Here is a 13,380-nt window from a genome sequence, read left to right as displayed (position 1 = left end):
ATGGCCACCGTGAGTTTCACCGACACCACCCGCTACTACGCCGGGGTCGAGCGCCCCGCGGTCGACGGGCTCGACCTGGAGGTCGCCGACGGCGAGTTCCTGGTGCTGGTCGGCCCTTCCGGCTGCGGCAAGTCGACCACCCTGCGGATGCTCGCCGGGCTGGAGGGCGTGGACGAGGGCACGATCCGCATCGGCGAGAAGGACGTCACCGCACTGCCGCCGAAGGAGCGGGACATCGCGATGGTGTTCCAGAACTACGCGCTCTACCCGCACATGACCGTCGCGGAGAACATCGGCTTCCACCTCAAGCTCGCGCGGATGCCGAAGGCCGAACGGGAGCGCCGGGTCCGCGAAGCCGCGGCCACCCTCGACCTGACCGAGTACCTCGACCGGCGACCGGCGAAGCTGTCGGGCGGGCAGCGGCAGCGGGTGGCGATGGGCCGCGCGATCGTGCGCGAGCCGAGCGTGTTCCTGATGGACGAGCCGCTGTCCAATCTGGACGCCAAACTGCGGGTGCAGACCCGCACGCAGATCGCGTCGCTGCAGCGGCGGCTCGGCACCACCACGCTGTACGTCACGCACGACCAAATCGAAGCGATGACCATGGGCGACCGGGTGGCCGTGCTGCGCGACGGCGTACTGCAGCAATGCGACACCCCGGTCGGGCTGTTCGAGCGCCCGTGCAACGTGTTCGTCGCGGGCTTCATCGGCTCGCCCGCGATGAACCTCATCGAGACCACAGTGGACAGTTCCGGCGCGGCGGCGGGCGACGGCACACTCCCGCTCACCCCCGCGCAGCGGTCCGCGCTGACCGGGCCGGGGATCGTCGTCGGCGTGCGTCCGGAAGGCTGGGACATCGGCGCCGCCGGATACCGCGCGGTCGTCGAAGTCGTCGAGGAACTCGGCAGCGACCAGTACCTCTACTGCCGGACCGGGGACCGGGTGCTGACCGTGCGCACGCCCGGTATGGCGCCGTGGCGGCGCGGAGAGGAGATCTCGCTGGCGCCGCGGACCGGCGCGGCGCACCTGTTCGACGCCGCGTCCGGCGAACGGCTGCCGGACGCATGACCACGATCACGAGCACCGGGCTCGTGCTTCCCGCAGCCGAACTGGGCCCGGAGAACCCGTTGCCGCCGCTGGTCCGCACCGAACCGGCCGCGTCCGTGGTCAACGCGGGCGAGCTTCCCGCGGACCTCGCGGCGAACCTGTCCTACGGCCGGCTCGACACAGTGCTGCCGTACCGGCTGCAGGACGGGTACGGCCGCGAGCGGACCGAGCAGCGGCTGCCCGCGCTGGTGCTGGAGAACGACCTGCTGCGCGCGACCGTCCTTCCCGGACTCGGCGGCCGGCTGCATTCCCTGCTGGACAAGGAAACCGGCCGGGACCTGGTGTACCGCAACCCGGTGTTCCAGCCGGCGAACCTGGCGCTGCGCGACGCGTGGTTCGCCGGCGGCGTCGAATGGAACCTCGGCAGCACCGGGCACACGACGCTGACCTGCGCGCCGATGTTCGCCGCCGAGGCGGCCGGGCCGGGCGGCGAACCGGTGCTGCGGCTGTGGGAATGGGAACGCACCCGCGATCTGCCGTACCAGCTGGATTTCTGGCTTCCCGAAGGGTCACGGCAGCTGTTCGTCGGGGTGCGGATCCGCAATCCGCACACCCATGACGTGCCGGTCTACTGGTGGTCCAACACCGCGGTGGCGCAGACGGCCGGGACCCGCGTGCTCGCCCCCGCCGACCAGGCCTGGCACTACGGCTATTCCGGCAGGCTGGACCTCGTCGACGTGACGGGCGACCTGACCTACCCTGCCCGGGCGACGGCGGCGGCCGACTATTTCTTCGAGGTCGGCGGTCCGCCGTGGATCGCCGCCGTGGACGCGGACGGACACGGGCTCGGCCAGGCGTCCACGGCGCGGCTGCGCGGGCGGAAACTGTTCGTGTGGGGCGAATCCGCGGGCGGACGCCGCTGGCAGGACTGGCTCGCGCCCGGGACGGGCGGATACCTCGAAATCCAGGCCGGGCTCGCCCGGACGCAGCTCGAACACCTGCGGCTGCCCGCCGGAGCCTCGTGGGACTGGCTCGAAAGCTACGGCCCCGTCGCGGCCGACCCGGCGATCGTGCACGGGCCCGACTGGCCCGCCGCGCTCGCCTCGGTCGCCGGACTGCCCGCCGCCGGGGAACTGGACCGGCGGTGGCGCGAATGGCGCGCGACCGCCGACGCCGCGCCCGGGGAACTCCTGGCGGCGGGATCCGGCTGGGGCGCACTGGAAACCCGCCGGATGCTGGTGGAACTGCCCGGCACGCCGTTTCCCGACAGCAGCCTCGACGCCGCCCAGCAGCCATGGCTGGACCTGCTCGACGGCGTGGCGCCCCGGGCCGAGCCCGCCGCCGAACCGCCGGACACACTCGTCAACCGCCACTGGACCGAGCTGATCGAGGCCGTGCCCGACGAGGGCTGGCTCACCTGGTACCACCGGGGAATCGCCCGGTGGGCGGCAGGCGACCGCGACGGCGCGGCGGCCGCGTGGCACCGGTCGGCCGAGGCGGAGCCGAACGGCTGGGCGTGGCGCAATCTCGCCGTCGCCCAGGACGATCCGGTGCGCGCCGCGGAGTACTACCGGCGGGCCCTGGACCTGCTGCCGAAGCTGGCTCCGCTGGCGTTGGAGGCCATCGCCGCGCAGCTCGCCGCCGGAGATCCCGGCACCGCACGGGAATTGCTCGAACCGTGGCCGGTCGAAGGCCGGTTCGCGTTGCTGCGGGCGCGGATCTCGCTCGCGCTCGGCGATCTCGACGAAGCACGCGAGGTGTACGAGCGCGGTTTCACCGTGCCCGGGATCCGCGAGGGCGAGACGACGCTGAGCGACGTGTGGCACGCGATCTCCCCTGGCCCGCTGCCCGCCGAATACGACTTCCGGATGAAAACCGGCGGCGGGGCCGGATGAGCGCGATCGGCCGCCGGGGTGAACAATGACGCCGCGGCGGGAAAGCAGGCACGGGGACCGGCCCGAAGGGAGCACAAGCCGATGGCTCGGCACGAACGGTTGAGCACACTGTTGGACCTCTTGGCGAAACGGGAGAAACTCGACGTCGAAGAGGTGGCCGCGGAGCTGAACGTCTCCGCCGCCACGATCCGCCGCGACCTGGACCACCTCGCCGAACAGCAGCTGCTCACCCGCACCCACGGCGGAGCCGTCGCGAACGACCTGGCCTACGATCTGCCGCTGCGCTACAAAACCGCCCGCCACGCCCCGGAAAAACAGCGGATCAGCGCCGCGGCGGCGGCACTGGTGTCCAACGGGATGGTCATCGGCCTCAACGGCGGCACCACGACCGCGGGCGTCGCCAGGGCGCTGGCGATGCGCGCGGACCTCGCCGACGCCCCCGGCCTCACCATCGTGACCAACGCGCTCAACATCGCCCACGAGCTGGCCGTGCGGCCGAACATGAAGATCGTCGTCACCGGAGGCGTCGCCCGCCCGCAGTCGTTCGAGCTGAGCGGGCCGCTGGCCACCCTGGTGCTCAGCCAGCTCAGCCTGGACCTCTTGTTCCTCGGCGTGGACGCGTTGCATCCCACGGCGGGCGCGTTCGCCTGCCACGAGGGCGAGGCGGACATCAACCGGCTCATGGTGCAGAACGCCGCCCGGGTGGTGGCGGTGACGGACAGTTCGAAACTCGGCCGCCGCGCCTTCGCCCGCATCTGCGACATCACCGACGTCCACGAGGTCGTGACCGACGGCGACGCCGACCCCGACGTCGCCGCCGCTCTCAAAGCCGCCGGGATCCCCGTCCAGATCGCCTGAACGCCGGTCCCCGCCCGCCGTCCGCCGCGTCTCCCGCGGACGGCGGCCGAAGCACGTCTCCGTCCATTCCGGACACCCCGCTCAGCGTTCCCGGCTGCCGGGCACGGGCCTTGACAAAGCCGCTGCGTGACGTGCTTACTACTGCAGGTTCGAGCGTCACATTGAGCATATTCACGCAGAATGGGAGGCTCCAGTGCCTCGACGACTCGCGTACGCGGCGGCCGGGCTCATCCTCACCGCTTCCGTCGCGACCCCCGCCTCAGCGGAACCGCTCTCTTCGATTTCAGTGCCGCGCGGTCCCGATTCTCCCGGCTATCAGCTGCGCATCGACACCGCTCGCCTGGGCATCAGCCTTTCGCGCGGCGGCGAACAACTGCTGCGCACCGCGTCAGACGCGTTCACCTTCGACGGCGGCGTGGCGACGCGCGTGCGTTCGGTGTCGCGCGAGGGCGCGACCGTCGTCGCCCGCGCCGACAGCACTGCGGGGCGAACAGTGACCCTGCGGATCACCCCGCGCCCGGACCGGTTCGAGCTGAAGTGGACGGTCGACGGACTCGCCGCCGGACAGCGCGCGACCCACTTCGACCTGACGTCGTCCGGCCACTGGTACGGCGGCGGCGAAACCAGCGAAGGGAAAACCCAGCCGTACCCGCTTTCGGCAGGCACGGTGGACGAACCGGAGTTCTCCCCCGCCAGCTACATGATGCAGGAGCCCTACTTCTTCACCTCGAAATCGGTCGGGCTCTTCGTCCGCACCGCACAGCCGATGAAGGTCGCGCTGGCCGCCGGGCGCGCCGACCTGACCGTGACGAACTCCGCCGAATACTCGAGCACGGTGTTCGTGGAATCGAGCCGCCGCGCGGTGTACGACGACTACCTTGGCGAGGTCGGCAAGCCGGCCAAGAGCGACGCGTCCGACAGCGAGTACGCGAGTCCACTGTGGAATTCCTGGGCGCAGTACTACCGCGACATCGACCAGGACAAGGTGCTTTCGTGGGCACGGGACCTGAAAGCGGCGGGCGTCGCCGGGCACACCGTGCAACTCGACGACAAATGGGAATCCAACTACGGCAACCTGACCTTCGACCCGAAGACGTTCCCGGACCCGAAGAAGCTGGCTGACAGCATCCACGCCATGGGCCAGAAGTTCGGCCTGTGGACCACCTTCTGGATCAACCTGGACTCGGCGAACTACGCCTACGCCCGCGACCACGGCTATCTGGTGCGCGCCAAGGAAACCCGGCCCAGCCGTGCACGGTGACCTGGTGGAACGGGACCGCCGGCATCATCGACCTCGGCAACCCGCAGGCCCGCGACTGGTACACCGGCAACCTGCGGAAGCTGATGGCGGACTACGGCGTCGACGGCTTCAAGTTCGACACCCGCTTCTTCGACGACCGCTGCGCCACCACCGGGACGCTGACCCCGCAGGACTACCAGAAGCTCGGCGCGGACATGACCGACGCGTTCGACCAGCAGGGCGCGGGTATCCGCACGCACTGGGGCAGCCAGCGCTACGGCTTCGTGATCCGGGCGGTCGACGCGGACACCACGTGGGACGGCCTGCGCACGTCGCTGCGCCGCGCGTCGGCGATCTCGGCCAACGGCTACCCGTTCGTGGAGACGGACATGATCGGCGGCTCGAACAGCATGCCGCCGCCGTCGCGCGAGGTGCTGGTGCGCTGGGCGCAGGCCGCGTCGCTGATGCCGCTCATGTACGCCTCGACCTCCCCGGTGACGACGGTCGACACCACGACGGGCAAGCCGGTCGCCTATCCGGCCGACACCGCGAAGCTGTACGCCGACGCGGTCCGCACCCACGCGAAGCTGGCGGGGTACCTGAAAACCCAGGTGCAGCAGGCAGTCAAGGACGGCACGCCGATCATGCGGCCAGTGTACTTCGATTTCCCCGCCGACCACCGCTTCGACACCGTCGACGACGAGTGGATGCTCGGCCCGGCCCTGCTGGCGGCCCCGATGATCAAGGCGGGCACCGCACGCGACATCGCGCTGCCGTCGGGACTGTGGTTCGACCCGCACACCAAGCGCGTCGAACTGGGCGGCCGGACACTGCACGACTACGCGGCCCCGCTGGACACGACGCCGATGTTCGTCCGGATCGGCGCCCCGGGCTGGACGGATCTCGCGGCACGCCTCTGAGCCGCGGCTGCCCGGGACGGACGTTCGTCCCGGGCAGTTCCGGCCCGCGCTCAAGGCAGCTCAGCGGCACGCGAGTCCGAAACCGGCGTACTGGAGGACACGGTCCCGCCGCCCTCGCGAGGGCGAGGGATCACCGGGCTGAACGCGCGCCAAAGCCCGCGCGTGAGGCCCGCGCTCGCGGTGGCGCCGAGGGTGTTCAACAGAACGTCGTCGGTCGCGCTGACCCGGCCCGCGTGCACCAGGTACTGCACGGCTTCGATCCCGATCGAAACCAGCGCCGCGGCCGCCGCTACCCGGGCGATCGACCGCAGCCAGGGCACCCGCAACGGAACCAGCGCCGCGAGCGGCGCCAGCAGCACCAGGTTCCCCGCGATCTGCCAGCCCCCGCCGTCCCCCAGCTCGGCGATGTCCTGCCCCGGAACCAGATGCACGGTGCGGCCCACGCCGTCCCCGGCGGGTGCCATGACCAGGACGGCGACCAGCCCGCCCCAGAGCAGGATCACGGTGTCGAGCGCCGCGGTGAACGCCGCCGCCAGCGCCGGGACGCGACGGCTCCGGCGCACCGCCACCACGACCCACAGGACTTGCGACACCGGCAGCGCGACGATCATCACCGGAATGACGCGTTCGACCACAGTGCCCATCCCGCACCCTCTCCCCTGGAACACCCGTTGCAAGATCACCTTCGCACCGGCCGGAGAGAGTGTCCTGTCGTCGTGATCACCCGACCCGGTGGCGGCCGCGCAGCCGAATGTCCTTTCTCGCAGCGATTTCGGCCGGTCGCGGACTACCCGGGTGGAGGACGCGGTTACGCCAGTCGTGTAGCGGGAACGACCGCGGCTACCCGATCGGGGCGCGGGCGAGCACCGCGGCGAGGCCGAACGCCGCGCCCATCACGGTCAGCTCGGCGGCCGCCCAGCGCAGCAGTGCGGTCGGTTTGCGCCGGACGATCGCTGGCAGCAGCCGGAACCGGATGTTCCCGCCCAGTGCGGCCAGCCCGAGCAGGCACAGCATCTTGCCGATGAGCAGCCGTCCGTAGCCGGTGCCGAACAGGCCGCTGAGCAGATCCCGCGTGACGACCACCTCGGTGATGCCGTTGGCCAATCCGGTGGCGGCCACCACGACCAGGCAGACCGTGGCCAGCTTCGAGAACCGCGGCAGCACTTCGGCGAGCAGCGCGCGATTGCTCGCGACCAGCGCGAGCACCGCGAACAGTCCGCCGGCCCACGCGGTCGCGCCGAGGATGTGCAGTTCCATCGACACCATGGTCACGTCGTGCCAGCTCGAGTCCATGGCGTGGCCGGTCACCGGCAGCGGCAGCAGCGCGAAGAGCGCCACCGCGGCGCGCAGTTCGGCCGAAAGCGGCTCGCCGGTGCGCGCCGCCAGGACCGCCAGCGCGGCGCACGCCAGCGCGCTGACGATCACCACCAGCAACGCTTTGCCCGCGCCGAGTTCGTCGACATAACGGCGGATCGCAGCGAACGACACGGCGCGATCCGGGTGCAGCTCCGCCGTCTGGAGCACCAGCAAGACCAGCGCGCAAGCGGCCCACACCAGCGAGCCGGCCGCGGCCCACACCCGGCTGGCGGCCAGCGCCGGCTCGGGCCGGTCGCCGATCAGCAGCGGCAGCACGCACAAACCGACTGTGGTCAACGCGGCCAGGTCCAGCAGCACCCGCACGATCGGCAGGCTGGCCTCGATCGCCGCACCCGGATCCGGCAAACCGGGAGCCGGCCGGACCGCGACGATCGCGGTGCCAAGCAGCGCCCCGGCGATGCCCGCCGCGGTGAGGACGGCGGTCAACCGGACTCGGGGCGAGGCGGTCAGGGCCGGCCCGCCGACGGTCACGGCCGTTTGCCGATCCTCAGCACGACGATCAGCCCGACGCCGAGCAGCGCCGCCGCGCCGACAATCCATACCCAAACCGGCAGGCCGGTACGGTCCGTCTCGGCAGGGGCGGCGACGGCGGGTTGCGGTGCGGAGGCAGCCGTGGCGGAGGTGCTGGTGCTCGGCTTGCTCAGGGTGAAGGTGATTGAGCCGTGGACGGGATGGCCGTCCTCGGAGACGATCCGGTAGTCGACGGTGTATCCGCCCGCGGCGCCCAGCGTGCGCAGCGGGACTGTCACCGTGCTGCCCGCCGCGGTTGCGGGCCCGCTCTCCCAGTGGTTGCGCTGCGCGTCGGTGACGACCACGGTGTTCAGGTCCGCGCCCTGCTGCACCGGTTCGTCGAACTTCAGTTCAATGGTGCGCGGCGAGGTGTCCACAGTGGACTTGTCCGCGGGCGTGGACCCGACCAGGGTGTCGTGTGCCAACGCGGGCGTAGCCAGCCCGAGCAAGGGCAGGCCGGCCAGTGCAAGGGTGATCAGCGCGCGTTTCATGACTGTTCGCTCCTGTGCTTCGGTTGGCTCGCTAAGAAAGGAAGCCGACCCGAAAGCCGACGGCGACCGCTTCGGCGCGGTCGTGGACGCCCATTTTGCGGAAGATCCGCTTGCAATGGGTTTTGACGCCGTCCTCGGAGAGCGCGAGATCGGCGGCGATCTGCGTGTTCCGCTTGCCGTGGGCCATGCCCCAGAGGACCTGGAGTTCGCGCTCGGACAGCCGTGGCCGTCCCGCTTCGAGCAGTGTGCTATCGCGCGACGCGGCGGCCGGCTCGGGGTAAAGGCCGTCGCATTTCCGGAGGAAGCCGCCGACGCCGGGCACCAGGACGCTGGTCGCCACCGTGACTGTGCCGGAAGATCCGAACATGATCACCGAGGCGCCGGGGTCGATCGACAGCAGCTTCGCCGCCGCGGAGGGACCGGAGGGCTCGCCCTGCTGGACCGCGATGAGCACTACGTCCGCGGGCGACCGGGTGTACCTGGTGACGAGTTCGTCCGCAGTCGCGGCGCATTCGACGCGCCCGATTCCTGGCGCGCCCTGCAGCAATCGCGCGATCCCGTGGCGCGTATTCAGCCGGTCCGCGTAGACCGCCACGGCCACCGCGACCGCCATTTCCGAAGATTTGTCGCGATCGCGCTCGTTTCGGGGATTGACCACGGTCTCCATGCCCCCGGAACGCCGAATCCCGCATTCTCTTACGCGAGGTGACCGAAATGTTATCCACCAGGACGGCCGCGCGGATTCACCGGGAACCATCGGGCGCAGGAGTGGTGCCGCACCCCCGTCGTGCTCCTGCCAGCAACGATGCCGCCTTCGTTATCGAACCGTGACCATACTGCCAGTGTGCCTTCGGATCCGGATCGCGACGAGCAGTTGATCGCCCCCGCCCCGTTTCACCCGATCGAGCAAAAATGGTCGAGCTTCCGCATTTTTTACCGACTGAGAGTGGTTCAGGCGGGCGCCGGAGACTGCAAGGGGTGGCGGAGACGGGTCCCGGGAGTGGCAGTTCCCTATTTTCCGGCGGGTCCTTACTGTCAGCTTTCGGGGCAACCCCTTCGACCAAGCCGGAAATGGTGGAGTGCGATGGCGTGGCTGCAGACGATCTGCCGTGAGACGGGCACAGCGCCCGTTTCACGCGGTCGTCGCGGGCGCGCCTTGCTCCGTTTCGGCCTGCTCGGCGGGCTGGCGATCGCCGGTTTCGCCGGTGCCGCGGCGCTCGCGGATTCCGCTGGCGCGGAGGAGATTTCCCCGCCTCCGGCGGCGGCCGAGTCGTCCGGACACCCGGACTCGATCCCGTCGTTGGCGGGCGTGGCGAACCTCGCGCGAGCGACGGTCACTACGGCCGTCTCCAACACGGCACCGGTTGCCGTCCCCGTAGCACATCAAGCGCTCAGCACGGCGACCACCGCGGCCCGCAGTGCTGTCGCCGCAGTGGAACAACCGGTGGCGCGAGTAGCGAACACCGCCTCGGCCGTGGTCAGCACTGCCAGCAAGACGGTCGCCACGGTGGCACAACCGGTGCTGGACACGACGACGCGGACTGTTCGCGCGGTGACCGGCACTGGTTCGGCTTTGGTCTCACCCGCGGTCCGGACCGTGTCCCAGGTGGCCGCTCCCCTGACCGTGACAGAGTCGGCAGCGCAACGGACGGTCGGCTGGGTCACGATCACGGTCACCTCGGCGACCTCGGCGACCTCGCCGAACACCTCCGTCTCCCCCGCCACGCCGCCAGTTCCGGCGACGCCCAGCGCTGCCCCGGCCGCCGTGCCAGCAACGCCCGCGCCCGCGGCTCCGGCCGTTTGCGTGGCCGGCGCGGCGCCTCTGGCGCAGGGTCCTGCCGTCGCTCCTGGGCAGCACCTCCGCGCCTCGTCCAGCCCTGCCGCCCCGTCGCCGCTGTCGCCGATCTCCCCGATCGCGCCGGCGATGCTGCCCGGCAGTGCCCCTTCGCCGGGCACGTCGGCCGCGCAGGGCGGTTCTTCGGCTTCCGCCGCGATCTTCGACGGCGGACAGACCGGCTCGCAGTTCTCTGCTGGCGAGCCGGTCTCGGATCAGCTTCTCCCGCTCCGCATGCGTGCGGACGATCCTTCGGTTTCGCCTGACTGACGTGTCGGCTGCCACCGCGAATAACGCATCAGCGATCACCATAAATGATCATCGTGAATCGCAGTGCGAATCCATTGAGCGGTAGCGACAGCAGGACCGTCGAGGGACAAGCTCGACGGCTGGCTCGCGAACTCATGGGCTGAAATCGCAAGCCAGCAGCTCCCGCTGCCACTACCTCCGTCAACGGCTGGTGTCCAGGGCTCTCGGCAACCGCAAACCCGTTTCACAGCAGACACGTCAACCGCCGCGCCGATTTTATCGGCGGGCGCTCGCGAACTGGAGCATTTCCATGAAACTCACAGATTGGGCACGGCGCCGTCGCGCCGCTGTCCCGGGCGGAGGGGCCCCTATCGGCCTTCCTCCAGGAAAAGATTCGTGCTTCCGCCGGTCGAACCGCGCATTGCGCGGCGCGGCCGCGGTGTCGGTCACCGCGACCTTCGCGCTGGCCGGCCTGGTGATGAACGCCGCCGCTTCCCCGCTGCCGGGTCTTGACGGCCTGGCGCTTTCCGGAACGGACACCACCTCGTCCGCGAGCCTTCAGCCCGGCTCGTCGGCGAGTGTTTCCGGAACGAGCGGCACCACCAGCACCCAGAGCCAGCCGCCGACCAGCCTGTTGCTCCCGGCCCCGGCACCCGGCGGGGACCTCCCGACCGCGCAGATCCCGACCGTGGGCAAGTTCCTCAGCGGCGACGTCCTCAGCGGCGGCGTCTTCACCGGCGGCCTGTTCGGCGGCGAGACGAAGCAGACGTCCGTCGACCCGAACCAGTCCGGCGGCGCCCACTCCACCGGGGACACCACCCACCAGGGCGGCGGCGACGCGTGCGACTTCTTCCTGCAGCACATGTGGAAGAACGAGGACGGCATCCCGCTGATCGGCAGCAGCTCGCACGCCCTGACCTACCACACGGACCCGTCGTACAAGAACCTGATCCTGTCCATGGCCAGCGGCGCGATCGGCAACTCGCAAATGCCGGTCGTCGACATCTACGGCGGCCCGCTGGGCTGGATCCCGATCTTCAACCCCTCGCACGTGCGGGGCCACGGCACCGACTACCTGACCATGGCCACCGGCTGCGGCGGCATGGGCCTGCCCATCAACACCAAGACCATGGCCGTCGACCTGTCCCGGCTGCCGACGCCGGACAAGGTCGCCACCTTCGTCCAGAAGGGACTGCCCAGCATCCCCGACCCGGCGAAGGTCCTCAAGCCGGACTACCTCTACAACACCCTCCAGGCCGCCGAGATCATGAACCGCCTCGGACCGTCCACAGTGTTCACCCCGAACGAGTACGTGTCGTTCGCGGGCAAGAACTTCGACGCGATGCGCCTGCTGTGGCAAACCGCGTTCGAGAAGGTGCAGAGCGGCAACCCGGCCGCGGTCCTGGACGTCCTGAAGGTCACCGACAACGTCAAGACTCTCCAGTCGCTCGGCCTGCCGGGACTGCCCAGCCTGGGCAGCGACACGCTGGGCACGCCGGGTCAGCCGGGCACACCGGGTCAGCCGGGCACGCCGAATCCCGGCACGCCGGGCACGCCCAACCCGGGCACACCGGGTCTGCCGGGACTGCCCGGGCTGCCGGGTCTCTCCGGCTCTGGCCAACCGGGCCTCGGCGGTCTCCTCTCGCAGCTGACCGGCGGGCTCGGCAACGCGGCCCCGCAACCGGCACCTGCACCGGCACCACAGCCGCAACCGGCGCCAGCACCGCAACCGGCACCCGCGCCGCAGCCGGGCACGCCTGACCCGGGCACGCCGGGTCTGCCGGGTCTCCCCGGCGCCAGCCAGCCGGGCGGCTCACCGCTTCCCGGTCTGCCGGGCGCCAGCGGGATCCTCGCCCCGGTGACCGGTCTGCTGGGCACCGTGGCATCAGGCTCGGCCACGCAGCCGGCTCCGGCACCGCAACCGCAACCCGGTCCCGCACCGCAGCCCGCTCCGATGCCGCAGCCCGGTCCCGCACCGCAACCGGTTCCGGCGCCGCAACCGCAGCCGGGTCCGGCACCGCAGCCTGGTCCCGCGCCGCAGCCGCAGCCGGTGCCCATGCCGCAGCCGCAACCCGCTCCGGCACCGCAACCCGCTCCGGTCCCGCAGCCGGTTCCGGCTCCGCACCCGCTGCCCGCGCCGGTTCCGGCCCCGCAGCCGAAGCCCGCTCCGGCTCCGCAGCCGTCGGCGAGCATCTCTGTCGGCACTCCGACGGTGAACGGGAAGGCCGCGAGCACCGCCCCCGGCCCGAACGTCCCGTCGGGCAGCACGGCCACCATCACGGTTCCGGTGACCAACACCGGCAGCGTCCCGGTGTCCGGACTGCGCGGCCGCACCTCGCTCGGCACCTTGAACTGCGGCTCGGGCCAGCTGGCTCCGGGCAGCACCGCCCGCTGCACGGTCGTCACGACCGCGCGGCCGGGCTCGAACACCGCGAGGTTCAACTTCACCGTGTCGGGTCCGAACGGCACCCAGCAGAGCAAGGCCTGCCGGGTCTTCTACACCGGCACGACCGCGGGCACTGGCACCGGCACTAGCACTCCCACCGGCACCGGCAAGCTGACGATCACCGGCACGCCCTCGGTCAACGGCGCCGCGGCCGGGTCCAACCGGACTGTTGCCGTGCCGGCCGGGCGCGCGTCGACCGTCAAGGTGAAGGTGACCAACACCGGCACCGCGCCGATCACCAGTCTGCGAGGCACCTCGCCGAGCGGCCGGGTCACCTGCGCCAGCACCTCGCTGGCCCCCGGAGCCAGCACCTACTGCACGACGCAGTTCACCGCCGGCCCCGGCACCCAGAAAGTGACGACGACCTTCACCGGCAAGGACGCCGCGGGCAACACCTCCACCGTCGGGTTCTCGCAGAACTACGCCACCACCGGTGCGTGCACGTGCGACCCGGCCGCCGCGTCCGCGACCCAGCCGCCGCTGACCTTGGCCACCGGAACGCCCGTCCGCTGA

General features: G+C 71.0%; 11 protein-coding genes. 7 read left to right on the top strand and 4 right to left on the bottom strand.

Going from position 1 to position 13,380, the window contains the following annotated elements; translation table 11 throughout:
- The 5 genes from RPX00_RS34190 to RPX00_RS34170 all read left to right on the top strand — a co-directional run bounded on the left by RPX00_RS34190 (nt 1) and on the right by RPX00_RS34170 (nt 5,960).
- Nucleotides 1–1,068 (top strand): ABC transporter ATP-binding protein, encoded by a 1,068-nt coding sequence (locus RPX00_RS34190; RefSeq protein ID WP_406631616.1) that lies wholly within the window; start codon nt 1–3, stop codon nt 1,066–1,068.
- The gene (locus RPX00_RS34185) at nt 1,065–2,942 is read left to right on the top strand and encodes a DUF5107 domain-containing protein (protein WP_406631614.1); all 1,878 of its coding nucleotides are present in this window, start codon (nt 1,065–1,067) and stop codon (nt 2,940–2,942) included. The genes RPX00_RS34190 and RPX00_RS34185 overlap by 4 nt, the downstream gene beginning before the upstream one ends.
- Before the next feature lie 81 nt (nt 2,943–3,023).
- The gene (locus RPX00_RS34180) at nt 3,024–3,800 is read left to right on the top strand and encodes a DeoR/GlpR family DNA-binding transcription regulator (RefSeq protein ID WP_406631612.1); all 777 of its coding nucleotides are present in this window, start codon (nt 3,024–3,026) and stop codon (nt 3,798–3,800) included.
- Nucleotides 3,801–3,993: 193 nt separating this feature from the next.
- Entirely contained in the window at nt 3,994–5,061 is a 1,068-nt protein-coding gene (locus RPX00_RS34175; RefSeq protein ID WP_406631610.1) for a TIM-barrel domain-containing protein, read from the top strand.
- Complete coding sequence (locus tag RPX00_RS34170; RefSeq protein WP_406631608.1) at nt 5,058–5,960, top strand: TIM-barrel domain-containing protein; 903 nt, start codon at nt 5,058–5,060, stop codon at nt 5,958–5,960. The genes RPX00_RS34175 and RPX00_RS34170 overlap by 4 nt, the downstream gene beginning before the upstream one ends.
- 50 nt (nt 5,961–6,010) lie before the next feature.
- Here the strand turns inward: RPX00_RS34170 and RPX00_RS34165 are convergent, their stop codons facing one another.
- From RPX00_RS34165 to RPX00_RS34150, 4 genes are all read right to left on the bottom strand, one after another.
- Nucleotides 6,011–6,604, bottom strand: a complete 594-nt coding sequence (locus RPX00_RS34165) for a VanZ family protein (protein ID WP_406631606.1) — start codon at nt 6,602–6,604, stop codon at nt 6,011–6,013.
- Between the two features lie 196 nt (nt 6,605–6,800).
- Nucleotides 6,801–7,808 carry a copper resistance D family protein gene (locus tag RPX00_RS34160; RefSeq protein ID WP_406631604.1) on the bottom strand — a complete coding sequence of 336 codons (1,008 nt, stop codon included), beginning with the start codon at nt 7,806–7,808 and terminating at the stop codon, nt 6,801–6,803.
- Nucleotides 7,805–8,338 carry a copper resistance protein CopC gene (locus tag RPX00_RS34155; RefSeq protein WP_406631602.1) on the bottom strand — a complete coding sequence of 178 codons (534 nt, stop codon included), beginning with the start codon at nt 8,336–8,338 and terminating at the stop codon, nt 7,805–7,807. The genes RPX00_RS34160 and RPX00_RS34155 overlap by 4 nt, the downstream gene beginning before the upstream one ends.
- A gap of 31 nt (nt 8,339–8,369) precedes the next feature.
- Nucleotides 8,370–8,951 (bottom strand): response regulator transcription factor, encoded by a 582-nt coding sequence (locus tag RPX00_RS34150; RefSeq protein ID WP_406631600.1) that lies wholly within the window; start codon nt 8,949–8,951, stop codon nt 8,370–8,372.
- Nucleotides 8,952–9,494: 543 nt separating this feature from the next.
- Between RPX00_RS34150 and RPX00_RS34145 the strand changes: the two genes are divergently transcribed.
- Nucleotides 9,495–10,442, top strand: coding sequence for a hypothetical protein (locus tag RPX00_RS34145; protein WP_406631598.1), 948 nt, complete (start codon nt 9,495–9,497; stop codon nt 10,440–10,442).
- A gap of 400 nt (nt 10,443–10,842) precedes the next feature.
- Nucleotides 10,843–13,380 (top strand): hypothetical protein, encoded by a 2,538-nt coding sequence (locus tag RPX00_RS34140; RefSeq protein ID WP_406631596.1) that lies wholly within the window; start codon nt 10,843–10,845, stop codon nt 13,378–13,380.

The sequence above is a fragment of the Amycolatopsis sp. WGS_07 genome, assembly GCF_045278895.1.
GTDB lineage: Bacteria > Actinomycetota > Actinomycetes > Mycobacteriales > Pseudonocardiaceae > Amycolatopsis.
The sequence above is the reverse complement of the archived record's forward strand: the minus strand, read 5'-3'. Positions and strand labels throughout refer to the sequence as shown.